This is a genomic window from Rhodococcus sp. MH15, from assembly GCF_019266045.1.
Classification (GTDB): domain Bacteria; phylum Actinomycetota; class Actinomycetes; order Mycobacteriales; family Mycobacteriaceae; genus Rhodococcus_F; species Rhodococcus_F qingshengii.
Genome location: NZ_LPNP01000061.1, coordinates 1,019,901 through 1,042,647, shown reverse-complemented (window position 1 = coordinate 1,042,647; position 22,747 = coordinate 1,019,901). Strand labels below are relative to the sequence as shown.

23 protein-coding genes are annotated in these 22,747 nt (G+C 63.1%); 19 read left to right on the top strand and 4 right to left on the bottom strand.

The annotated features are described in order from the left end of the window. The first annotated feature begins 20 nt into the window (after positions 1 to 20). Positions 21 to 791: an SGNH/GDSL hydrolase family protein gene (locus ATN37_RS12830; protein ID WP_003940765.1), complete on the top strand. Its 771-nt coding sequence runs from the start codon at positions 21 to 23 to the stop codon at positions 789 to 791. On the opposite strand, the gene ATN37_RS12825 is transcribed toward ATN37_RS12830, so the two are convergent. The 3 genes from ATN37_RS12825 to cofD are packed head-to-tail and all read right to left on the bottom strand — an operon-like array spanning position 782 to position 3,722. Then, the gene (locus tag ATN37_RS12825) at positions 782 to 1,342 is read right to left on the bottom strand and encodes an NUDIX hydrolase (RefSeq protein ID WP_064688944.1); all 561 of its coding nucleotides are present in this window, start codon (positions 1,340 to 1,342) and stop codon (positions 782 to 784) included. The two genes, ATN37_RS12830 and ATN37_RS12825, sit on opposite strands and share 10 nt — an antisense overlap. Positions 1,343 to 1,347: 5 nt before the next feature. Continuing rightward, entirely contained in the window at positions 1,348 to 2,733 is a 1,386-nt protein-coding gene (locus tag ATN37_RS12820) for a coenzyme F420-0:L-glutamate ligase (RefSeq protein ID WP_003940947.1), read from the bottom strand. Next, the gene (cofD, locus tag ATN37_RS12815; protein WP_003940958.1) at positions 2,730 to 3,722 is read right to left on the bottom strand and encodes a 2-phospho-L-lactate transferase; all 993 of its coding nucleotides are present in this window, start codon (positions 3,720 to 3,722) and stop codon (positions 2,730 to 2,732) included. Before cofD ends, ATN37_RS12820 begins: the two co-directional genes overlap by 4 nt. 380 nt (positions 3,723 to 4,102) lie before the next feature. Here cofD and ATN37_RS12810 point away from each other — a divergent pair, with 380 nt between their 5' ends. Next, complete coding sequence (locus tag ATN37_RS12810; protein WP_020907098.1) at positions 4,103 to 4,381, top strand: WhiB family transcriptional regulator; 279 nt, start codon at positions 4,103 to 4,105, stop codon at positions 4,379 to 4,381. Positions 4,382 to 4,556: 175 nt separating this feature from the next. On the opposite strand, the gene ATN37_RS12805 is transcribed toward ATN37_RS12810, so the two are convergent. Further along, a complete protein-coding gene (locus ATN37_RS12805) occupies positions 4,557 to 5,045 on the bottom strand; it encodes a metallopeptidase family protein (RefSeq protein ID WP_075832845.1) in 489 nt (162 codons plus the stop codon). A gap of 79 nt (positions 5,046 to 5,124) precedes the next feature. Here ATN37_RS12805 and ATN37_RS12800 point away from each other — a divergent pair, with 79 nt between their 5' ends. The 17 genes from ATN37_RS12800 (at position 5,125) to hpf (ending at position 22,633) form a co-directional block, all read left to right on the top strand. Next, positions 5,125 to 5,511 (top strand): DUF3499 domain-containing protein, encoded by a 387-nt coding sequence (locus ATN37_RS12800; protein WP_007731177.1) that lies wholly within the window; start codon positions 5,125 to 5,127, stop codon positions 5,509 to 5,511. A 127-nt stretch (positions 5,512 to 5,638) separates the two neighbouring features. Then, entirely contained in the window at positions 5,639 to 7,012 is a 1,374-nt protein-coding gene (locus tag ATN37_RS12795; protein ID WP_003941022.1) for a phosphomannomutase/phosphoglucomutase, read from the top strand. A gap of 163 nt (positions 7,013 to 7,175) precedes the next feature. Further along, positions 7,176 to 8,270 carry a tobH protein gene (locus ATN37_RS12790; RefSeq protein ID WP_218695214.1) on the top strand — a complete coding sequence of 365 codons (1,095 nt, stop codon included), beginning with the start codon at positions 7,176 to 7,178 and terminating at the stop codon, positions 8,268 to 8,270. Continuing rightward, positions 8,271 to 9,503 carry a mannose-6-phosphate isomerase, class I gene (manA, locus tag ATN37_RS12785; protein ID WP_042922158.1) on the top strand — a complete coding sequence of 411 codons (1,233 nt, stop codon included), beginning with the start codon at positions 8,271 to 8,273 and terminating at the stop codon, positions 9,501 to 9,503. A gap of 8 nt (positions 9,504 to 9,511) precedes the next feature. After that, positions 9,512 to 10,471: a cation diffusion facilitator family transporter gene (locus ATN37_RS12780; protein WP_042450115.1), complete on the top strand. Its 960-nt coding sequence runs from the start codon at positions 9,512 to 9,514 to the stop codon at positions 10,469 to 10,471. An 86-nt stretch (positions 10,472 to 10,557) separates the two neighbouring features. Next, on the top strand, positions 10,558 to 12,054 hold the full coding sequence (locus ATN37_RS12775) for an amino acid permease (protein ID WP_007731185.1): 1,497 nt from the start codon (positions 10,558 to 10,560) through the stop codon (positions 12,052 to 12,054). A gap of 111 nt (positions 12,055 to 12,165) precedes the next feature. After that, positions 12,166 to 13,392, top strand: a complete 1,227-nt coding sequence (locus ATN37_RS12770) for an alkane 1-monooxygenase (protein WP_218695213.1) — start codon at positions 12,166 to 12,168, stop codon at positions 13,390 to 13,392. Beyond that, the gene (locus ATN37_RS12765) at positions 13,392 to 13,577 is read left to right on the top strand and encodes a rubredoxin (RefSeq protein WP_003940827.1); all 186 of its coding nucleotides are present in this window, start codon (positions 13,392 to 13,394) and stop codon (positions 13,575 to 13,577) included. The genes ATN37_RS12770 and ATN37_RS12765 overlap by 1 nt, the downstream gene beginning before the upstream one ends. Next, positions 13,574 to 13,756: a rubredoxin gene (locus ATN37_RS12760; protein ID WP_003940894.1), complete on the top strand. Its 183-nt coding sequence runs from the start codon at positions 13,574 to 13,576 to the stop codon at positions 13,754 to 13,756. The genes ATN37_RS12765 and ATN37_RS12760 overlap by 4 nt, the downstream gene beginning before the upstream one ends. Positions 13,757 to 13,804: 48 nt before the next feature. Beyond that, a complete protein-coding gene (locus ATN37_RS12755) occupies positions 13,805 to 14,446 on the top strand; it encodes a TetR family transcriptional regulator (protein ID WP_003941024.1) in 642 nt (213 codons plus the stop codon). A gap of 60 nt (positions 14,447 to 14,506) precedes the next feature. Next, complete coding sequence (gene ahcY / locus ATN37_RS12750) at positions 14,507 to 15,985, top strand: adenosylhomocysteinase (RefSeq protein ID WP_003940766.1); 1,479 nt, start codon at positions 14,507 to 14,509, stop codon at positions 15,983 to 15,985. 80 nt (positions 15,986 to 16,065) lie between these two features. After that, positions 16,066 to 16,707, top strand: coding sequence for a dTMP kinase (locus ATN37_RS12745; protein WP_007731190.1), 642 nt, complete (start codon positions 16,066 to 16,068; stop codon positions 16,705 to 16,707). Between the two features lie 116 nt (positions 16,708 to 16,823). After that, on the top strand, positions 16,824 to 17,501 hold the full coding sequence (mtrA, locus tag ATN37_RS12740; RefSeq protein ID WP_003941013.1) for an MtrAB system response regulator MtrA: 678 nt from the start codon (positions 16,824 to 16,826) through the stop codon (positions 17,499 to 17,501). Then, positions 17,498 to 19,237, top strand: coding sequence for an MtrAB system histidine kinase MtrB (mtrB, locus tag ATN37_RS12735; protein WP_019747781.1), 1,740 nt, complete (start codon positions 17,498 to 17,500; stop codon positions 19,235 to 19,237). Before mtrA ends, mtrB begins: the two co-directional genes overlap by 4 nt. Beyond that, positions 19,234 to 21,012 carry an MtrAB system accessory lipoprotein LpqB gene (lpqB, locus tag ATN37_RS12730; RefSeq protein ID WP_003940768.1) on the top strand — a complete coding sequence of 593 codons (1,779 nt, stop codon included), beginning with the start codon at positions 19,234 to 19,236 and terminating at the stop codon, positions 21,010 to 21,012. The genes mtrB and lpqB overlap by 4 nt, the downstream gene beginning before the upstream one ends. Before the next feature lie 33 nt (positions 21,013 to 21,045). Continuing rightward, a complete protein-coding gene (locus ATN37_RS12725) occupies positions 21,046 to 21,777 on the top strand; it encodes a ComF family protein (protein WP_218695211.1) in 732 nt (243 codons plus the stop codon). Positions 21,778 to 21,952: 175 nt separating this feature from the next. Further along, positions 21,953 to 22,633, top strand: a complete 681-nt coding sequence (gene hpf / locus ATN37_RS12720) for a ribosome hibernation-promoting factor, HPF/YfiA family (RefSeq protein WP_003940893.1) — start codon at positions 21,953 to 21,955, stop codon at positions 22,631 to 22,633. The last annotated feature ends 114 nt before the right edge of the window (positions 22,634 to 22,747 follow it).

Genomic DNA, 22,747 nt, shown 5'->3' with positions numbered 1-22,747 from the left:
CTACTGGAATACTGGCGGGTATGACTTCTCTTCCGAGCCGTTACGTTGCCCTCGGTGACTCGTTCACCGAGGGCGTCGGCGACGCCGACGAACGATTCCCCAACGGTCTGCGCGGGTGGGCAGACCGAGTGGCCGAGCAGCTGGCGGTGAACAATCCCGACTTCCGCTACGCCAACCTGGCGATTCGTGGTCGCCTACTCGGACCGATCATCGACGAGCAGTTGGAACCCGCTCTGGCGTTGAAGCCCGATCTGGTGACCATCTACGCCGGCGGAAACGACATGATGCGTCCGAAGCTCGACATCGATGCGATGGTCGCCCGCTACGATTCGGCAATCGGTCAGCTCACTGCATCCGGCGCTCGGGTTCTGATGTTCACCGCGTACGACACCGGATGGTCCGCCTTCTTCGGCAAGCTCCGCGGACGTCTGGCGATCTACAACGAGCTTGTTCGCGAGGTGGCCGACCGCCACGACGCGACCCTCGTCGACTTCTGGCGATTCTCCGAATATCAGGACCTTCGGATGTGGGACTGGGATCGCCTCCACATGTCGCCCTCCGGGCACGAGAACATGGCGACGCGTGTGCTCGACGTGCTTGGTGTCGAACACGGATTGACCCCGCCCGATCTCGGGCCTGCGCCGGTTCTCACGAAAGCCGAAACTCGTCGCGAGGATCGTCAATGGGCGCGAGAGTTCTTGGTGCCGTGGGTAGCTCGGCGCGTGAAGGGAACATCGTCGGGCGACGGCGTGAGCGCCAAGCAGCCCCAGCTGTCTCCGATTCAGTCCTGATTCTTGCGCTGACGGGCGAGCGCGACCAGGTGGTCGATGGTCTCGCGTTCCGCTGTAGGTGGGAGCACGTCCACCGGCCACCATCTGAGGTCGGTGGACTCTGCGCTGCGGACGATATGTGAATTGTCCGGCGCCACAACAAGAAACCGTAGATCGAGATGGCGAGTCGGTACTCCGAGTGAGCACGTGATCGGATGCGTGTGGGCGGAGAGTAGGTCCGCGTCTATCCGAACGTCGTGAATTCCGGACTCCTCGCGAGCTTCCCGCAATGCCGCATCTACCACCGTCTCGTCGTCGGGCTCACAGTGGCCGCCGAGCTGAATCCACCTGCCCACCTTGGGATGCAGGGTCAGCAAGACGTGGCAGCCACTCTCGTCGAGAACGAGAGACGACGCGGTGATGTGTCCCGGTGCGTGGCGACGAAGGCAGCCGTCCGGAGCCGAATCGAGGAACGCGAGCATCGTGTGCCGCAATGATTCGTCCGCTTCGGAGGACGTCTCCCAGCCCTCCAGGACGCCCTTGGCGGAGGCGTGCAGCGATTCGGCTGACATGGGACCTACAGCTCCACCAACGCGTCCCCGGGGGCGGAGACAGAGCGCGGAGTCAGTGGTTCGAGGGGGTGCCCGATTGCGATGGCACCGAGTGGCTGCCAATCCGCCGGGAGATCGAGTTGTTCGCGTACGAGATCGGCGGCGAAGATCGTCGATCCGATCCAGCAGCTTCCCACGCCGCGGGTGGCCAACGAGACCAGCAGTCCCTGCACTGCCGCGCCGGCGGCGACCGTGAACATCGTCGACTCCGCCGCGGTTCGTCCGGCATCCGGATAACTGTGTGCGCCATCGGGCACGCAGAAGGGAATGACGACCTCGGGGGCGTCGAACAGGATGTTTCCGCGGGCAACCCGGGCCTCGACGGATTCGTCACTGCGACCGTCGGCGCGAAGATCGGCGGCCCACTTCTCGCGCATCTGCTCGAGAAGAGCCGTGCGGACCGACTCCGTGCGTAGCCACACGAATCGAACCGGTCTCGTGTGGTGCGGTGCGGGAGCGGTGAGTGCCTCGGCGATCGAGCTGCGAATGATCTCCGCGTCGACGGGATCACTTGCGAACTGTCGGACCGATCGACGCAACAGCAGCGCCTGGCCACGGCCCATCGCCGTAGCTTCCTCGGTGCCCAGCCAGAACAGATCGTCCGGGCCGCGGCGAATCAGATCCTGGCCACTCGAACCGTCGTCCTCGAACCGAAGCCCACGAACGACGGCGACGGGAACGCCGCCTAGCTTGCCCTTGACCAAGTCGCCCGCAGCGGCGATTTCGTCCGCGATCGCGATCTCGGTGACGATCAGATCGTTGCCCTGACTGTCCTGTGCTCCGAGGTAGCCGTGCAGGACCGGAATGCCGGAGGAACCGATTGCGGCGTCGGTCTGCCCGTTGCGCCACGCACGACCCATCGTGTCGGTGACGACGACGGCGACGGACTTGCCCGTGCTCTCGAGAATTCGGGCGCGCAGACCCGCAGCGCTCGCATCCGGATCCACGGGGAGCAGCGCCAATTCGGCACCGTCGACGTTGGAGCCGTCGATGCCCGATGCGGCCTGCACGATTCCGAGTTTGTTCTCGGTGATCAGAGTGCGGCCCTTGCGTGCCACGACGCGGACGGCTTCCTGATCCACCAGGAGGCGTCGTGCCGCGTCGCGCTCTTCCGGATCGGTCGGTGAGGAAACGATGCGACCCTCGACTTTGGAGAACACCTTGCTCGTGACGACAACGACGTCGCCGCTCTCGAGCCACGGCGTCGCGTCGACGACAGCGGTGGCCAAGTCGTCTCCGGGCCGGAACTCGGGAAGCCCGAGCACGGGAATGACTTCGATTGCGGCGCCGGGGGAGTGATCACCGGGAGAGTGATTTCTGTCGCGGCTTGCTTCGGTTCCGGGCTCGGTCACAGTTCGACTCCGGCGATCTCGAAAGCCGTGCGAACCATTTTCGCGGTCTCTTCGGGGGACGTCATCAAAAGTGGGATGCTTCGCACGTCCACCCCGTCGATGTCGGCCGTGTCACCTTCGTCGACGAGCCAGCCGTCGAGAATACCGTTGATCGAACGAGCTCCGTAGTGGCGACCGATCGCCTCCGAAGTCGTCTCGACCCCGATCACCTCGAGGCACTCGTCAGCCATGCCGCGCAACGGTTTTCCGCCGATGACGGGGGAGAGGCCGACAACCTTGGCCGCGGTTGTTCGCAGGGCACCGCGAATGCCGGGCACCGCGAGGATCGCGCCGACGCTCACGACGGGATTGGACGGTGCGATCAGCACGATGTCGGCACCGTCGATCGCCTCGACCACCCCTGGCGCAGGCTTGGCCTGCTCGGCGCCGACGTGAGCGAAGCTGTGCGTTTCCACCTGTGCCCGATGGCGTACCCACCACTCCTGGAAATGAATCGCCTTCTGCTCACCGTCTTCCGGATCGGTGATCACGACGTGTGTTTCGCTGCGGTCGTCGCTCACGGGAAGCAGTGCGACACCGGGATTCCAGCGATTGCACAACGCTTCGGTGATCGCGGACAACGGATATCCCGTGCGGAGCATCTGGCTGCGAATCAAATGCGTTGCGATATCGCGATCTCCGAGGCCGAACCAGTCCGGCTTCGCGCCGTACGCGGCGAGTTCTTCTTTCGCATTCCAGGTTTCGCCGGCGTGCCCCCACCCGCGTTCGGTGTCGATGCCGCCGCCGAGTGTGTACATACAAGTGTCCAGATCGGGGCAGATGCGCAGACCGTGCATCCACACGTCGTCCCCGACGTTGACGACGGCCGTGATGCGATGTGGGCCTTCGTATTTCTCGAGGGATTCACCACCGGCGATTCCGAGCGCGTTTTGAACACCTTGAAGGAAACGGGCCCCGCCGACGCCGCCAACCAATACAGTCACGTTCACGACAACAGAGCCTAGGCGGTCGGCGCGTCGTCGTGTCTGGCGGGCAGAAGGTCCCGTCAATTGAGGGCCGGAATACTAATGGATTCATCTCGTTTAGCTTGACCGCGACACGCTGGACGTGTGTAATCTCAAATGTGTCATTCCAACCGCTACTTGTGAGTTCACTTGCAGCGGGGCCGGTTTCGAACACAGTTTCGAACGGTCGACGGGGTGGGGTTGAAGATGGAGTGAAAATTCTGCGCTATTACAGGTGAGGAGGCGGAACGATGCCCAATGAAAATGTCGAGATCAGTTCTCTCGCAATGACAGTAAGCGACGAACCGCAGACCGATTCCCGAGCAGGCGCAGCAGAAGGTGCCTGCAGCAGTGAGTTCGACGGTATGAGTACTCGGCCAGTGCTGAGTCTCGTCACCGGCTTCGAAGAATTGTTCGACACCATCGAGGATCAGTGGCAGGAGCGTGCTCTCTGCGCGCAGACCGATCCCGAAGCGTTCTTTCCTGAAAAGGGAGGATCGACGAGGGAAGCAAAACGGATCTGCCTCGGTTGTGAAGTTCGTGACGAGTGCCTCGAGTACGCGCTTGCGAACGACGAACGGTTCGGAATCTGGGGAGGGTTGTCCGAGCGCGAGCGTCGGCGACTCAAGCGGGGGATCATCTGATCTGCTGCTGAATCGGTTCTGTCAGCGTCGGGGCTGACGGGCGGTCTTCGAAAGTCTGACCTGCAACGGGGAATTGCAGGTCAAGCAACGACTGTTTTGTTCTTCGTGTGGATTTACTTCTTCGTGTGACATCAGTTTTTTCGTCTGACAGTGCGTCAGTCCTCGTCGGGCAGTATCAGTCCTCGTCGGGCAGCGTGGGGTCGATGACCTGTGGGTCGACGCCCAGATACGTGCCGACTTGATGGACCAACACGTCGTGCACCAGATCCGTGAGTTCTTCCGGATCCTTCGCTCGCTGCTCCAATGGGCGGCGAAACAGCACAATTCTTGCGCGAGTCGTATTTCCGTGACGGTCGATTCCGGCCGGAATCAGTCGTGACAGTGGAACCGGGCCGTCTGCGATGACCTCCGGCGGCCATGTGACGGACTCCGGATCGTGCGCGTGAATCTTCGGAACTTCGTCCACTGCGATGTCGAGTTTCGTCAGCCGGTCGTGCCATGTGAGGTCGACGGGAGAGAAGGCGTCGAGCACCAGGAGATCGAACTTCTCCGCGCGGGTACGCCTGGCGGGCACCTCCGGGGGAAGTAGCGGTCCGCGCAGGCCACGGCCGTGTCGCTCGATGGAACGAGTGGTGACCGAGCGTCGGCGGCGGGCTTGTGGCATGGCGCCAGATTACGACAGGAGAAACTGCTCGGTGTGTCCGAGTAGGTTCCGGACGTGGGGAGGGCTAGGCTCCGTACCTGTGAGATCTCTGCGTCGCTGCTGCCGCCCCGGGTGCAAGAACCCCGCCGTCGCGACGCTTACGTATGTCTACTCGGACTCCACTGCGGTTGTCGGGCCGCTGGCAACCGTCGCCGAGCCCCATTCATGGGATTTGTGTGACACTCACGGCTCTCGAATCACCGCCCCCAAGGGGTGGGAACTCGTCCGCCACGAAGGCGGATTCGCGTCGAGTACTCCCGACGAAGACGATCTGACCGCTTTGGCTGAAGCTGTACGTGAGGCCGGTCTCGGAGATCGCAGCAAGTCCAACGTCGATGCAGATGAGGACATACGTCCCGCAGCTCCGAGTACTGCCCGTACAGGGCGTCGTGGACACCTACGCGTTCTGCCCGACCCGTCCAACTGACGCGAGATTCGTCGCCGTAGACGCTAGGCTCGACCGAGTACTTCCACACCCGAGTACTGCGAATCTCCGGACGCCATGCGCCCGGACGTTCCCGTCTGTGAGGGTGCATGCACAAGGAGAGTTTTCAGTGGGGCGAACAGCCGAGTCGGTTGCTGCAATCATCAAGGCGTACGACGTACGCGGTGTGGTCGGTGAGCAGATCGACGAAGATTTTGTCCGCGACGTCGGTGCGTCGTTCGCCCGCCTGGTCCGCGACGAGGCCGGCGCCGCCACGACGGTTGTGATCGGCTACGACATGCGCGCATCGTCGCCCACACTGTCTTCGGCTTTCGGTGACGGCGTGCTTGCTCAAGGGCTCGACGTCGTTTACATCGGATTGGCGTCGACCGACGAGCTCTACTTTGCATCCGGTTTGCTGAACTGCCCGGGCGCGATGTTCACGGCGAGCCACAATCCCGCCAAGTACAACGGCATCAAGATGTGTCGGGCCGGCGCCAAGCCGGTCGGTCAGGACACCGGCCTCGCAGTCATCTCTGCCGAGGTCGTCTCGGGTGTTCCCGCGTACGACGGACCGGCAGGCACCGCCAGCACCAAGGACGTCCTCGAGGAATACGCGAGCTACCTCCGCGGATTGGTCGACCTGGCTGCGTTGCGCCCGCTGAAGGTCGCAGTCGATGCAGGCAACGGTATGGGCGGCCATACCGCGCCGGCCGTATTCGGGCCGATGCCCCTCGACGTCCTGCCGCTCTACTTCGAGCTCGACGGCACGTTCCCCAACCACGAAGCCAATCCGCTCGATCCGGCCAACCTCGTCGACCTGCAGGCCTACGTGCGCGAAACCGGAGCGGACATCGGCTTGGCGTTCGACGGTGACGCGGACCGTTGCTTCGTCGTAGACGAGAAGGGCGACCCGGTCTCGCCGTCCGCGGTGACGGCACTTGTCGCCAAGCGCGAACTCGCGAAGGAACCGGGCGCGTCGATCATCCACAACCTGATCACGTCACGGGCAGTGCCCGAACTGGTCGAAGAACTCGGCGGCGTCGCTATTCGTACCCGAGTCGGCCACTCGTTCATCAAGCAGGAGATGGCCGAGACCGGTGCGGTGTTCGGCGGCGAGCACTCCGCTCACTACTACTTCCGCGACTTCTGGGGCGCCGACTCCGGCATGCTCGCGGCGCTGCACGTACTCGCCGCACTGGGCGAGCAGGATCGTCCGCTCTCCGAGTTGATGGCGGAGTACACCCGCTACGCGGCCTCGGGCGAGATCAACTCCACCGTGGCTGACGCGGCAGATCGTACGGCCGCTGTACTGGCGGCATTTGCCGACCGCACCGAGTCGGTGGATCGCCTCGACGGTGTCACGGTCAGTCTCGAGGGAAATGCCTGGTTCAACTTGCGCGCGTCCAACACCGAACCACTGCTGCGACTCAACGTCGAAGCACCCACGTCCGCCGATGTCGACGCATTGGTGAACGAAATTCTGGCGATCGTCCGGGCTTGAATCCGAGTCTGATCGGTTTGTCGGTGAGCCGAAGCCCTGGGATAGTTGGGGGACTATCTAAGGAACCACGGCCTCGGGAACGAGGGCTTTGCCACCACGGACCGCGTGGAGCTGGAATGCTGGATGGTGCGGGAACTGCTAACGGAGAAGGGGGTGCGGTGAGATGACAGCGCCGATGCCGCTTCTCGACCTCGACGACAGCGAGGGTTTGTCAGCTGCCGATTCGGAAGGGCTACTGCGGTCTGTAGCCATGGGCGGCGCACAGATTCGGGCCACCGCGTCGGCCGTCGGTGAGGGTGTGATCTCCCGATTGGCCGGTCTGCGTCCGCGCAGCGTCGTACTCATCGCCGGCGCGGGTGGCGCCCGGCACGGAGCCAGGATCGCGCTTGCTCTCGTCGGAGATTCGGTCGGTTGCCCGCTCCTCGTACTCGACCGGACGCCGTCGTGGGCCGGGCCGTTGGACGTGATCGTCGTCGCCGGTGACGATGCCGGTGATCCACGCCTCGTCGAATCCGTTGACAGTGCCGTACGCCGCGGCGCCGAGGTTGTTGTCGCCGTTCCCGACGAGGGGCCCATGCGAGCCGTGGCGGCCGGGCGCACCATGCCCTTGCCACCGCGGCTCTACGCCTTGCCCCGGCACACGATGACGCGGTTCCTCGCCGTCTTCCTCGCGGTTGCCGCCGAAATCGAGGGCAAGGGATCGATCGAGGACCGTTCGGCGGTGCTCGGTCGAATCGCCGACGCAGTTGATGTGGAGGCGCTGCGGGACGGACCGGCCAACGAGGTATTCCACAACCCGGCCAAGTCGTTGGCCACCAGGATGAGCGGCCGGCGAGTCGTTCTGTGTGGAAGTGGTTCCGTGACAACAGCACTCGCAGAGTTCTCGAGCGTTGCGCTGATGAGCTCCGGCCTGAACGCCGCTGCCGCCGAGATGTCCGAGGTGATTCGTTCGGCGCGTGCACTGTTCGCGCCGGACGCAGCTTCACGTGATTCGGTGTTCCACGACCCCTTCTTTCACGATCCGCAACTCGACGGCGCGCTGCCGACCCCGCCGGCGCGGGCGTTCGTCTTCGCGACCGAATCCACGCGCGGGGAGGCGAGGCGCCGGATGGACGCACTGGCTGACGCCGACCTGGTGGTTGCGGCAGACGAAGACCAGACCAACGTGGTCATATCGGAGATGGAGCAGGTATTCGTGTTGGCGTCTCGAGTAGACATGGCCGCGGCGTACGTGCAGTTGACAGGCGGTGCGAAGTAAGTGCGTGAACTCGAAGGTGCACTTCGTTCTTACGCGTGGGGCTCGCGAACGGCAATTGCCGAACTACGCGGTCTTTCGACTCCGTCGAATCATCCCGAAGCGGAATTGTGGTTGGGCGCGCACCCGGGTGACCCGGCGCGCGTGATCACCGAATCCGGAAGCGAGTCGTTGCTCGAGGTCCTGCACCGCGAACCCGAACGCGAACTCGGCCGTGAGAACCTCGAGGCATTCGGTGAGCGACTCCCATTCCTGCTCAAGCTGCTTGCGGCGGAAGAACCGCTGTCGCTTCAAGCGCACCCCAGCGCCGTTCAAGCCGACGAGGGTTTTCGTCGTGAGAACGCACTCGGCGTTCCCATGGAATCGCCGATTCGCAACTACAAGGACGGCAGCCACAAGCCCGAACTCGTTGTCGCGCTCAGCAGATTCGAAGCGCTTGCCGGATTCCGCGAGCCGACGCGGACTGTCAAATTGCTGCGCGCTCTGGCCGTCGACGAGTTGGAGCCGTACATCGGTCTGCTCGAAGGCCAACCCGATTCCGACGGACTGCGGGCGTTGTTCACGACATGGATCACGCTGCCGTCCACGGTGCTCGGGACCTTGCTCCCTGCCGTACTTGCCGGGTGCATCACCTACGTCGCGCACCACGACGCCGAATTCGTGACCGAGATCCGCACCGCGCTGGAATTGAGCGAGGCGTACCCCGGCGACGCCGGTGTTCTGGCGGCACTGCTGCTCAACCGCGTCACCCTCGAGCCCGGCCAAGGACTGTTTCTCGCTGCCGGCAATCTCCACGCGTATCTCCATGGACTCGCGGTCGAGATCATGGCCAACTCCGACAACGTTCTGCGTGGTGGGCTGACACCGAAGCACGTCGACGTGCCCGAATTGCTGAGGGTTCTGGACTTCGTCGGGGCCGATATCGAAGTGCTCGATCCGGCCCCGTCATCTGGATCAGGTCAGTCAGGATCAGGTAGATACGAGTACGTCACGCCGGCGCCCGAATTTCGTTTGACGCGTCTGGAGTTCGACGCGAATTCCACGGACATCGTCGTCGACGCTTCAGGCCCGCGGATTCTGATCTGCACCGACGGCGCGGTCACTGCGACGTGCGGCACTGACACTCTCGACCTCGATCGAGGCCGAGCGGCGTGGATCGCTGCCGACGAGCCCGCGATACACCTGAGCACACGGACCCCGACTGCGCAGGTTTTCAGTGCCGTAGTCGGAAACTAGGAGACATTGTGTCGGCTCATGGTGGCAAGAAGGCAATTCTGGCGGCCCTCGGAGCCAATGCCGGAATTGCCGTAGCCAAGTTCGCCGGATTCTTGATCACCGGATCGTCGTCGATGCTCGCCGAATCGGTGCACTCGGTGGCCGACACGTCCAATCAGGGTTTGCTGCTCCTGGGGCAGAAGAAGGCAGAACGTGACGCGGATCAACTGCACCCGTTCGGCTACGGGCGCAACCGATACTTCTATTCGTTCGTCGTTGCACTGGTGCTCTTCACCCTCGGTTCGCTGTTCGCGATTTACGAGGGTATTCACAAGATTCAACATCCGGAAGAACTCAATTCGGCTTTCGTGGCAATCGCGATTCTTGTCATAGCGATTTGTCTGGAGGGCTACAGCTTCCGGACCGCAGCGAAGGAATCACGACCGCTCAAGGGAAATGCGTCGTGGTGGAACTTCATCCGAACCTCTCGTAGCCCGGAACTCCCGGTTGTGCTGCTCGAGGACACCGGCGCATTGATCGGTCTCGTCCTTGCACTCGGCGGCGTCGGCCTCACGATGGTGACCGGAAATCCGGTCTTCGACGGCATCGGAACTCTGTGCATCGGTGTCCTGCTCGGCATCATCGCGATCATTCTGATCATCGAAATGCAGTCGCTGCTGATCGGTGAGGGCGCAACGGCGGTGGAGACCGAACTGATCCTCAACGCCCTGGTCGACGGAACTCGTATCGAACGCGTCATTCATTGCAAGACGCAGTACCTCGGTCCCGAGGAGATCCTTGTTGCTGCCAAGGTTGCGGTGCCGATCGGATCGACGATCTCGGACGTGGCGACGGCGATCGACGAGGCCGAGTCTCGCGTGCGCGCTGCAGTGCCTGCGGCGCGGGTGATCTACCTCGAGCCGGACCTGGATCGTCTCAGCGCAGGAGATCGCCCTGAAACAGATCTACAGGCTCCCGACAAACCCTGAACAAAGCTGCGCCTGCGGGCTTAGGCTGATGCCATCTCTCTACTTGCCCATGGTGGGACCTGCTGGTCCCCAGCAAGGAGGCGGCAATGGCTGTCAAGGACGAGCAGGCCGGATCTGGACGGTCGAAGCTGTTTCGAACCAAATCGATCGAGCAGTCCATCAAGGACACCGACGAGCCGGAAACCAAACTCCGGAAAGAACTGAACTCGTGGGATCTCACGGTGTTCGGTGTCGCAGTCGTCATCGGTGCGGGCATCTTCACACTCACGGCTCGGACGGCGGGAAATGTCGCCGGGCCGTCGGTCTCGCTCGCGTTCGTCATTGCCGCCATCGCCTGCGGACTGGCAGCGCTGTGTTACGCCGAATTCGCGTCGACGGTCCCGGTTGCCGGTAGCGCGTACACGTTCTCGTACGCGACATTCGGCGAATTCGTCGCCTGGATCATCGGCTGGGATCTCATCCTCGAATTCGCCTTGGCGTCTTCGGTGGTCGCCAAGGGCTGGTCGCTGTACCTCGGCGAAGTGATGGGCTCACGCAGCCCGATCGTCGAATTGGGGCCGATCTCATTCGACTGGGGTGCGGTGCTGGTGATCGCTGTCATCACGATCCTGCTCGCGACCGGCACAAAACTCTCGTCGAGGGTGTCGCTGGTGATCACGGCGATCAAGGTCGCGGTGGTGTTGCTGGTGATCGTCGTCGGCCTCTTCTACATCGACACCGACAACTACTCGCCGTACATTCCGCCGTCGGAGCCGGGCTCGACGGGAGAGGGCATCCACCAGTCGTTGTTCTCGTACGTGACCGGGGCCGGTGGCAGCACGTTCGGGTGGTACGGATTGCTCGCGGCAGCCAGTCTGGTGTTCTTCGCGTTCATCGGCTTCGACGTCGTCGCCACGACGGCGGAGGAGGCGAAGGAGCCGCAGAAGGCGCTGCCACGCGGCATCCTGGGTTCGCTCTTGATCGTCACGGTTCTGTACGTGGCGGTGACACTGGTGCTGACCGGGATGGTGAAATACACCGAGCTCGAGGGCGATACCTCCAACCTGGCAACGGCATTCGCCTTCCACGACATCACGTGGGCGAAAAACGTCATCTCGTTCGGTGCGTTGGCCGGTCTCACGACAGTGGTGATGGTACTGATGCTCGGGCAGACCAGGGTGCTCTTCGCGATGGCACGCGACGGTCTGATGCCACGACGCCTGGCGCCGACCGGCAAGCACGGAACCCCTGTGCGGATCACGATCTTGGTCGGCGTCGTGGTCGCGGTGCTCGCCGGCGTTTTTCCGATCGGCACCCTCGAGGAAATGGTCAACATCGGCACACTGTTCGCTTTTGTTCTCGTCTCGATCGGGGTTCTCGTGCTCCGTCGGACGCGTCCCGACCTACCTCGCGGATTCAGGGTGCCGCTGGTCCCGCTGGTCCCGATTCTGGCCGTCCTCGCGTGTCTGTGGCTGATGTTCAACCTGTCGGTGGAGACCTGGATGAGGTTCGTGGTCTGGATGGCCCTCGGCGTTGTCATCTATTTTGCCTACAGCAGGCAGCATTCGATGATCGGGAAGCGTGAACGCGGCGAAATCGAGTAAATGTACAAAGATTGTAATTTGTCTATCAATTGTACAAAATCAGTAGTACTGTCTACCTCATAGTGAACTGACTCACAGTTTTCGGGTCGGTCCGAATCGAGGAGGTAGACCGTGTCGACGCACGTGGACTCGCAATCCGGCCAGACGCTCCCGCCCGAGCAGTGGCGTGACAAGAAGAGATACCTCTGGCTGCTCGGCCTCGTGCCGCCGACGGCGGTCTTCATCGCCGTCGGATTGGTCGCGTTGTTCAACAGTCTCGGATGGAATGCGGTCTCGCCGGTGTGGTGGTGGATCGGGCCGCTGCTCGTCTACATCCTGCTCCCGATCCTCGACATCTTCTTCGGCCCGGACGGCGAGAATCCGCCGGACGAAATGATGGAGCGCCTCGAGAACGACAAGTACTACCGGTATTGCACCTACATCTACATACCGTTCCAGTTGGTCAGCCTGGTCCTGGCCTGCTACCTCTTGTCGGCGACCGATCTGTCCTGGCTCGGAATCGACGGGGGACTTGGGCTGATCTCCAAGATCGGTCTGGCGATCAGTATCGGTTGTGTCGCAGGAATCGGGATCAACACCGCACACGAGCTCGGTCACAAGAAGGACGATCTCGAACGCTGGTTGTCGAAGATCACTCTGGCGCAGTCGTTTTACGGCCACTTCTACATCGAGCACAATCGTGGACACCACGTGCGCGTCGCCACGCCCGAGGATCCGGCGTCGTCTCGCTTCGGTGAGAGCTTCTGGACCTTCCTGCCGCGCAGTGTGTGGGGATCTCTGCGCTCGTCGTGGTCCCTGGAAAAGGCCAGACTCGATCGACTGGGTAAGAAGCCGTGGACAATTCGCAACGACGTCCTGCATTCGTGGTTGATGTCCGTCGTACTGTTCGGTGTCCTCGTCGCCGTCTTCGGCCTCTCGGTACTGCCGTTCCTGGTGCTGCAGGCCGTGTTCGGATTCTGTCTGCTCGAAACCGTCAACTACCTCGAACATTACGGACTGAAGCGTCGTCGTCTGGACAGCGGGCGGTACGAGCGTGCAGCACCGGAGCACAGTTGGAACAGTGATCACATCTGCACCAACATCTTCCTGTATCACCTCCAGCGTCACAGCGATCATCACGCGAACCCGACGCGTCGTTATCAGACGCTTCGAAGCATGGACGGTGCGCCCAACCTGCCCAGTGGGTACGCGAGCATGATCATCCTCGCCTACGTTCCACCGCTGTGGCGAAAAGTGATGGATCCCAAAGTCCTTGCGCACTATGGCGGCGACATCACCCGCGTCAACGTTCAGCCGTCCAAGCGTGATCGCATCCTTGCTCGGTACGGAGCAGCGTGATGAGCAGCTATCGATGCCCGGTGTGTGAATACGTCTACGACGAATCGAAGGGTGCACCACGAGAAGGGTTTCCGGCGGGCACGCCGTGGGATGCCGTGCCGGACGACTGGTGCTGCCCGGACTGCGGCGTGAGGGAAAAGCTGGACTTCGAGCCGATGCCGGCAACGGCGGGGAGTGAATCATGAACGACTACAAGCTGTATCAGTGCGCGCAATGCGGCTTCGAGTACGACGAGGCGGTCGGCTGGCCGGAGGACGGTATCGAACCGGGCACTCGCTGGGACGACATTCCCGAAGACTGGAGTTGCCCGGACTGCGGGGCGGCGAAGAGCGACTTCTTCATGGTTGAGGTCGAACGACGGTGAGATGCGTCGGCGTCGAACGGACCTAGGTGCGGCGGTAGTGTCGTCACCATGACTTCGACGCCCACTCGTCTGCCGCAGAAAGAAGCGTCGCGCCTGCTGCTGCGTACGTCGGTGCTCGATTCGATGCGTGAGTTGTTGACCGAGCGCGACTGGTCCGAGGTGACGCTGACGGTTCTGGCCAAGCATGCCGGTGTGAGTCGTCAGACGCTCTACAACGAGTTCGGCTCGAGGCAAGGGCTTGCCGAGGCGTACGCGCTTCGCCTTGCTGACGGCTTCGTCGACGCGGTGGACGAGGCCATGGTGGCGAACGACGGACGTGCAGTCGAGGCATTGACGGCGGGTTTCGGATCGTTTTTCGCCTCCAGTGCAACCGACCCGTTGGTGATCTCTCTGCTCACCGGTGAGGCCAAGCCGGACCTGCTTCGCCTGATCACCACCGACAGTGCGGTCATCATCGAGCGCGCGTCGTCGCGGCTTGCGGAGAGTTTCCAGCGAGGGTGGATTCAGGCGTCACCCGCCGACGCCGGAATTCTGGCCAGGGCGATTGCGCGTCTCGGGCTGAGCTACATTTCGATGCCGCCGGAGTCCGAGGCTTCGGTGGCGGAGGATCTGGGCATACTGCTCGGGCCGTTCATCGACGTGGCGCGCGAGGGCCGCGCAGTAGAGGGGCGGGCGGGAGAGGGCGTCTAACCGATAGCCTGGTACACCGATAGGCTTGTGCAGAGTATGCACGTCAACCAGGAGAGGCAGATGACGACCTCAGTTTCAACAACGCCCGTGGCCGAGAGCCGTAACGGCATCGACTTCAAAGTTGCAGATCTTTCGCTCGCGGAGTTCGGTCGCAAGGAAATCCGTCTGGCAGAGCACGAGATGCCCGGCCTCATGGCGCTTCGTCGCGAATACGCAGAGGTGTTGCCGCTCAAGGGCGCTCGCGTTTCCGGCTCGCTGCACATGACCATTCAGACCGCGGTGCTGATCGAGACGCTGACCGCGCTCGGCGCCGAGGTCCGCTGGGCTTCATGCAACATCTTCTCCACGCAGGATCACGCTGCCGCCGCCATCGTCGTCGGTCCGCACGGCACCCCGGAAGAGCCCAAGGGCGTTCCGGTTTTCGCCTGGAAGGGTGAAACCCTCGAAGAGTACTGGTGGGCAGCCGAGCAGATGCTGACCTGGCCGGGTGAGCCTGCCAACATGATTCTCGACGATGGCGGCGACGCCACCATGCTGGTGCTCAAGGGCGCACAGTTCGAGAAGGCCGGCGTCGTCCCGCCGACGGACGACGACCAGGATTCCGACGAGTACAAGGTCTTCCTTGCACTTCTGCGTCAGTCCCTCGAGTCCGACAAGGGAAAGTGGACGGCAATCGCCGAGTCCGTCCAGGGCGTCACCGAGGAGACCACCACGGGCGTTCTGCGCCTGTACCAGGTTGCCGCTGCCGGTGAACTCACGTTCCCCGCTATCAACGTCAACGACTCGGTCACCAAGAGCAAGTTCGACAACAAGTACGGCACGCGCCACTCGCTGCTCGACGGCATCAACCGCGGCACCGACGTTCTGATCGGCGGTAAGGCTGCGCTGGTCTGCGGTTACGGAGACGTCGGCAAGGGTTGTGCCGAGGCACTTCGCGGCCAGGGCGCTCGCGTCGCGGTCACCGAGGTCGACCCCATCAACGCCCTGCAGGCGCTCATGGACGGCTTCGAGGTCAAGACAGTCGAGCAGGCCATCGGCTGGGCCGACATCGTGATCACGTCCACCGGTAACAAGGACATCATCACGTTCGAGCACATGAAGGCCATGAAGCATCAGGCCATCCTGGGCAACATCGGTCACTTCGACAACGAGATCGACATGGCCGGCCTCGAGAAGTCCGGCGACGTCACGCGGATCAACATCAAGCCGCAGGTCGACGAGTTCACGTTCGCCGACGGCCACTCGATCATCGTGCTGTCCGAAGGCCGCCTGCTCAACCTCGGCAACGCGACGGGCCACCCGTCGTTCGTGATGAGCAACAGCTTCTCCAACCAGGTCATCGCGCAGATCGAACTGTGGACGAAGCCGGACGAGTACGACAACGAGGTCTACCGCCTCCCGAAGCACCTCGACGAGAAGGTCGCCAAGATCCACGTCGAGGCACTCGGTGGCACGCTGACCAAGCTCACGAAGGATCAGGCAGAGTACATCGGCGTCGACGTCGAAGGCCCGTACAAGCCCGAGCACTACCGCTACTGACCCGGTGATTCGTCGCTGAGGATGTAGTGTCCGCCGTCCCCCGGTCTGCGCAAGCAGGCCGGGGGATAGGCTTGTCCGCCGTGGGAACACTGGTGGCATTGGAAGGCCTCGACGGCGCTGGAAAGCGAACGTTGATCGGCAAAGTGGAGAGCGAACTCCGCCGCGGCGGCACGTCGATCGCGACTCTGGATTTTCCGCGGTACGGGAAGTCGATCCACGCGGATCTTGCTGCCGAGGCACTCAAAGGATCGCACGGAGACCTGGCTGAATCCGTGAACGCGATGGCAGTCCTGTTCGCCCTGGACCGCGCGGGTGCGGCGGATCGGATCTCGGACCTGTTGTCCGCCAACGATATTGTTCTCCTCGACCGCTACGTGGCGTCCAACGCCGCCTACAACGCGGCGCGCGCGCATCAGGGCGTGGACGGCGAGATGGTCGCCTGGGTCCGTGAATTGGAGTTGGGTCGACTCGCTCTTCCCGCTCCCGATCTGCAGTTGTACCTCGACGTGCCGGTAGCTCTGGCCGAGCAGCGTGCCCGCTCGCGTGAGGCCGAGGACGCGTCGCGTCAGCTCGACGCCTACGAGCGCGACGGCGGCCTGCAGGCCAGAACCGGTGAGCTCTACAAGCAGTTGGCAGCGACGGACTGGGTCTCGCCCTGGTGGATCGTGGGGCCGGAGACGGACCCGGGCGAACTGGCGCGCAGGCTCGCGGATTTCGCGTGATCGGTCACCCTTGCGGCCGGGATTCGAACTTTCCGGCACAGTAGAGGGAAAGACGCGGCACGCCGCACGGCCTCGTAACGGTCTGATTCATCGCTCCGAGATGCAACGATAGGGATATGAAACCAAGGATTCTGGTTGTCGACGACGACACGGCACTCGCCGAGATGCTCACGATCGTGCTGCGTGGTGAGGGTTTCGATCCCTACGTGGTAGGCGACGGAACCCTGGCGCTCGCGGCAGTGCGTGAGACCCGGCCCGACCTCGTCCTGCTCGATCTCATGCTTCCCGGAATGAACGGGATCGACGTATGCCGAGTTCTGCGTGCGGATTCCGGCGTGCCCATCGTGATGTTGACGGCCAAGACCGACACCGTCGACGTCGTACTCGGCCTCGAATCCGGCGCGGACGACTACATCATGAAGCCGTTCAAGCCGAAGGAGCTGGTGGCGCGGGTGCGTGCTCGCCTGCGCCGTACGGAAGAGGAGCCGGCCGAACTGCTGAGCATCGCCGACATCGTGATCGACGTTCCGGCACACAAGGTCAGCCGCGGCAGCGAGCAGATCTCGCTCACACCACTCGAATTCGACCTGCTGGTCGCATTGGCGCGCAAGCCGCGCCAGGTGTTCACCCGTGAAGTCCTCCTCGAGCAGGTGTGGGGATACCGCCACGCCGCCGACACCCGCCTGGTGAACGTGCACGTTCAGCGTTTGCGCGCCAAGGTCGAAACTGATCCCGAGAATCCCGAAGTGGTTCTGACGGTCAGGGGGGTCGGCTACAAGGCCGGACCGCCGTGAGCGGAGTTTCCAGGTGGCGTCGTCGTCTCAACCGACGGCTGACGCCATTTCTGCGGTGGTGTCACTCGATGAGCAACACCCTCGCGCACACGTGGCGACGCTCGCTCCAATTGCGAGTGGTCGTCTCGACTTTGACGTTGTCCTTGATCGTCATCGTCATTCTCGGTGTCGTGCTGACCAGCCAGATCACCGATCGGCTGTTGGAAACGAAGATCACCGCGGCGACCGAGGAAATGGACCGAGCCCGCGGCATCGTCGAAGACCAACTCGCGGGCGTCGACGATTCGACGGCGCTCAACGTTCAATTGGAAAGCGCTGCATCCGGACTGACGAGCCGTCGAAACCAGACCTCGGGCCAGGCCTCCGGTTCGGCCGGAACCTTCGACCCGGTGCTCATCGTGCCAGGGGACGGGCCGCGCCAGCCGACGAGTTCGGGACCGGTCGATCAGATCCCCGACAACCTTCGCGAGTTCGTCAAACGCGGCCAGATCAGTTACCAATTCGCGACGGTGTCCAACCCGAACGGTTACTCCGGACCCGCGCTGATCATCGGTAGCCCCACCGCGTCGTCGATATCGGGACTCGAGCTGTATCTGATCTTCCCGCTCGCCAGCGAAGACCGAAGTCTGTCTCTTGTTCGAAGCACCCTGCTGATCGGTGGAGCCGTGTTGCTGGTGCTCTTGGCGGCGATTTCGCTGTTGGTTGCCAGACAGGTCGTGCTTCCCATCCGATCGGCCTCGCGAATCGCGGTGCGTTTCGCAGACGGCCGACTCAAGGAACGAATGCCGGTCCGCGGCGAGGACGACATGGCGCGCCTGGCCATGTCCTTCAACGAGATGGCCGAGAGTCTGTCCAAACAGATCACCCAGCTGGAGGAGTTCGGCAGCCTCCAGAAGCGCTTCACCTCCGATGTCAGCCATGAACTGCGCACACCACTGACCACGGTCCGGATGGCAGCCGACCTGATCTACGACGGCAGCGAGAACCTCGACCCCATGCTGCGTCGGTCGTCGGAACTGCTTGTCGCCGAACTGGACAGGTTCGAAGGGCTACTGGCGGACCTCCTCGAGATCTCCCGTCACGACGCCGGTGTCGCGGAACTCGCATCCGAACAACTCGACGTGCGTATGTGTGCGCGAGCGGCCGTTTCCACAGTTCGCCATCTCGCCCGCGAATCCGGCACCGAACTGATCGTGGACATGCCCGACGAGCCCGTCATGGCAGATGTCGATCCGCGCCGCGTCGAACGCATCCTGCGAAATCTCCTGGCCAACGCCATCGACCACGGTGAGGGGAAGCCGATTCTGCTTCGCCTTCGCGCCGACGACAATGCCCTCGCCTTTATCGTCCGCGACAGTGGCGTCGGGTTGCGTCCGGGCGAGGAGAAGTTGGTCTTCAACCGGTTCTGGCGATCGGACCCGTCCCGCGTGCGCCGCAGTGGCGGCACCGGACTCGGCCTCGCGATCAGCGTCGAAGACGCGAATCTGCACGACGGCAAGCTCGAGGCCTGGGGCGAACCGGGAGTCGGCGCCTGCTTCCGGTTGACGCTCTCGCGCACCCGTGGCAAGAAAGTCGTGTCGAGCCCACTGCCTCTCAAGCCGACGACCACAAAGTTCGTCCGCACGCCGAGCGAAGCCGACATCGTCGCCGATACCGTCGGCGAGGTCACGTCGTCCCTGCCGACTCCGCGCGAATCGGACTCGCGGAACGAGTCCAACGGTGGGGATCGATCATGATCGGAACCCGCCGCCGTCTGGCACTTCTCGCAACAACGCTCAGCGTTCTGTTGCTGACCGGCGCGTGCGCGAGTTTGCCGGAATCCTCCTCGCCGCAGGCAATCGGAACTCTGGCAACCGCTGTGCCCGGAACCTCCGTCGAATCACCGGCCTCGGGGCGAGAGCCGGACCTGCTGGTACGTGACTTCGTCAAGGCGAGTACCGATCCGTCCAACCGGCACGCCGCGGCCCGTCAGTACCTGACCAAGGACGCTTCGGCGCGTTGGGACGACGCGGCAAGTGCTGTCATCGTCGACAAGGTCGATGTGCTCTCGGTTTCTCGAACCAGCACCGAAGCCGTCTACACGATTCGTGTGAACAAGGTCGGTCGCCTCGACCCGGGAGGACTGTACGTTCCCGAAGAGGGCAGCTTCGAAGCGAGGATGACCCTGGCGTTGACCGACGGCGAATGGCGGATCAGTGATCTGCCTCCCGGCGTGATCATGGAGCGTCCGCAGTTCCTCGGCGCTTACCAGCGGAAGTCGTTGTTCTTCCTCGACCCCACCAGCCAGACGGTCGTCCCCGATCTTCGCTGGATCTCCGGCGGGCAGGACCAGGTGGCGGCTCAGCTGATCGGTCTGATGATCGACGGACCGAAGGCAGCGCTGGCGCCGGCTGTGCGAAACGAACTGGGCAATGGCGTGTCGGTGATCGGTCCGATCACCAAGGCCGACGGTAAGCCGGGACAGGTCGGAGTCGGTCTCGGTGGTGTGCGCATCAACTTCCGCCTTGACAACCCGATGGATGCTGCTACTCGCGGTTTGTTTGCAGCACAGGTCATTTGGACGCTCGCCAACGCCGATGTGGCAGGGCCGTACGTTCTGGAGATCGACGGCGAACCGCTGGACGCGGCTCATGCCGACGGCTGGACCACCGCCGACGTCGCATCCACCAACCCACTGGCCACCACGAGTGCAACCGTCGGACTGCATGCACTGCGCAACGGTTCACTGGTGAGTGTCACCGAGCAAGAGGCGACTCCGGTGCCCGGTTTCGCAGGCAATGCGGGCAACCTCACGGCGGCTGCTCTCTCACGGGACGGCAAGTTGGTGGCAGCCGTCGCGGACACCGCTCGGCCGGATCCCGGCACAAGATTCGACTTGTCGCTCGGGACATACGGCGAAGGGTCCGTTCCGGTACTCGAAGGCAGCGCCATCACCAGACCCTCGTGGGAGCTGGACAACAACGCGGTCTGGACGGCTGTGAACGGCAATACCGTCGTTCGGGTCGTCCGCGAACCAGGCACCGGCCGGGTGTCGGTCACCAACGTCGACGTCGGGGCCCTGACGTCGGTCGGTTCCACGATCTCGGAACTGCGTCTGTCGCGGGACGGCGTGCGAGCGGCGATGATCATCGACGGCAAGGTCTACCTGGCTGTGGTCGTGCGCACCGCCAGCGGGGTCTACGCCCTGACGAGTCCACGCGCAGTGGCGTCCGGCTTGGGCAGTACCGCGCTCTCACTCGACTGGAGCAACAGCGACACCATCGTGATCGCGCGCAGTGGAGCCGACATACCGGTCGTCCAGGTCGCGATCGACGGCTCACGAATGGACGCGCTGCCGAGTGGAAACCTGACCGCTCCCGTCACCTCCGTGGATGCATCGCCGACCACCGAGTACGTCGCCGACGCGCGTGCGGTGTTCCAACTGAACAACAACGACCCCGCCGGGGATCGCCGCTGGCGTGAGGTGACCGTGCTGACCGGACAGAAGGCGATTCCGGTTCTGCCTGGCTGACGCCTCCGCGCTCTGGTGAATGTCTGCGCTCTGATGCATGTCGGTGCTCAGGTTCATGATTCGGCCATGGGGGACAAGAAATTCGGTGCCGGTCTGCTCGACCTGCTGTTGCCACGCGAGTGTGGTGGGTGTGGCCGCTCGGGGACTCTGTGGTGCGGTGAGTGCGCGGAACTGCTGCGCGATCATCCGCTTCAACTGAGTCCGCGCGTGGATCCGGGCGTGCCCGTCTGGGCACTCGGCCGCTACGACGGCCCCAGGCGGCGCAGTGTGATCGAGATGAAGGAACGGGGTCGTCGGGACCTCGCGATGCCTCTGGGGATCGCTGTGGCCGACGCGTTGGCCACTCTGGAACGGTGGGGCGAGCTCGGCAGCGGGGGTCGTCCGCCGATCGTGCTGGTGCCGGCTCCCACGCGCGCCCGAGCGGCGCGATCTCGCGGGGGTGATCCGGTTCGCCGGATAGCCGAAAGTATGCGCGGAAAGCGGGAAATTGGTTCTGTCGCGGGGCGTCCGGTACGTGTCTGTCCGATTCTCCGGATGACGCGAGGTGTACGTGACTCGGTGGGACTGTCCGCGGCCGACCGGGTGACCAACGTGAACGGTCATGTGTCTCTCGACACCACTGCGATCACTTCGATTGCCGGGGACAGTGACATCGTCCTGCTCGACGACGTCCTCACCACGGGAGCGACTGCGGCAGAGTCGGTTCGGGCCCTCTCGCTCAGTGGGATTCGGACAACTCTCGTGCTTGTCCTTGCAGGGGCTTAGATGAATTTCGTTGGAACAGTGGCACTCGCGCGCGTTACGTACTAGCGTCGGCGGCACACCCGAAAATACTGGTAGGAGGTGGTACTTCGATACTGGTGCCGGGCGGATCCCCTCTCGGTACTTGCAGAATTTGCCGCCGCCCACCGTGGGGCGGGGCCGTAATTGGGAGGTACGAGTGACGACCCCTTCGCAAGCCTCGTTTTTCATCGAGGACGCCACCATCGAGCGTTCCGAGAATGCCGCAGCTCCGAGATCCGACGTCGTAGTCAAGGGACGAAATGTCGAGATCCCCGATCACTTCCGAATCTACGTTTCGGAAAAGCTGGCGCGACTCGAACACTTCGACCCCTCCATATTCCACTTCGACGTGGAACTCCAACATGAACGCAACCGACGACAGGCCAAGAGTTGCCAGCGCGTCGAGATCACCGCTCGAGGTAAAGGCCCGGTGGCCCGAGCCGAAGCGTCCGCAGACAGCTTCTACGCCGCCTTCGAATCGGTGATCGACAAGCTCGAGAGTCGCCTCCGTCGAACCAAGGACCGCAAGAAGGTCCATTACGGCGACAAGCGACCGGTGTCCGTCGCGGAGGCAACCGCCTCCCTCGTCGACGCAGACTCACTCGGAGTCACACCGGACATTTCGCTGAACGGTCAAGAGCCGGACGAGTACGACGGCCCGGGACGCGTGGTCCGCACGAAGGATCACCCGGCCGAGCCGATGACCATCGACGACGCTCTCTACGAGATGGAACTGGTCGGACACGACTTCTTTCTCTTCCATGACAAGGAGTCGGACAAGCCGTCCGTCGTCTACCGTCGTCACGCTTTCGACTACGGATTGATCCGCCTGACATGACCCAATCGGTGGTGGGTTTGCTCGCTCGCCGCCGGTAGCGCCTACCATGGAATCCGGCCGGAGTTTTCGGACCCCGGCCGGATTTTCAGTGTGTGACCCCCTGTCGCCGAAGAT

Coding starts and splice junctions, on each gene's coding strand:
- ATN37_RS12790 (WP_218695214.1), top strand. CDS start 7,176: ATGACAGCGCCGATGCCGCTTCTCGACCTCGACGACAGCGAGGGTTTG.
- lpqB (WP_003940768.1), top strand. CDS start 19,234: ATGATCGGAACCCGCCGCCGTCTGGCACTTCTCGCAACAACGCTCAGC.
- ATN37_RS12830 (WP_003940765.1), top strand. CDS start 21: ATGACTTCTCTTCCGAGCCGTTACGTTGCCCTCGGTGACTCGTTCACC.
- ATN37_RS12775 (WP_007731185.1), top strand. CDS start 10,558: ATGGCTGTCAAGGACGAGCAGGCCGGATCTGGACGGTCGAAGCTGTTT.
- ATN37_RS12810 (WP_020907098.1), top strand. CDS start 4,103: ATGAGTACTCGGCCAGTGCTGAGTCTCGTCACCGGCTTCGAAGAATTG.
- ATN37_RS12760 (WP_003940894.1), top strand. CDS start 13,574: ATGAACGACTACAAGCTGTATCAGTGCGCGCAATGCGGCTTCGAGTAC.
- ATN37_RS12755 (WP_003941024.1), top strand. CDS start 13,805: ATGACTTCGACGCCCACTCGTCTGCCGCAGAAAGAAGCGTCGCGCCTG.
- mtrA (WP_003941013.1), top strand. CDS start 16,824: ATGAAACCAAGGATTCTGGTTGTCGACGACGACACGGCACTCGCCGAG.
- ATN37_RS12765 (WP_003940827.1), top strand. CDS start 13,392: ATGAGCAGCTATCGATGCCCGGTGTGTGAATACGTCTACGACGAATCG.
- ahcY (WP_003940766.1), top strand. CDS start 14,507: ATGACGACCTCAGTTTCAACAACGCCCGTGGCCGAGAGCCGTAACGGC.
- ATN37_RS12825 (WP_064688944.1), bottom strand. CDS start 1,342: ATGTCAGCCGAATCGCTGCACGCCTCCGCCAAGGGCGTCCTGGAGGGC.
- ATN37_RS12725 (WP_218695211.1), top strand. CDS start 21,046: ATGCATGTCGGTGCTCAGGTTCATGATTCGGCCATGGGGGACAAGAAA.
- ATN37_RS12805 (WP_075832845.1), bottom strand. CDS start 5,045: ATGCCACAAGCCCGCCGCCGACGCTCGGTCACCACTCGTTCCATCGAG.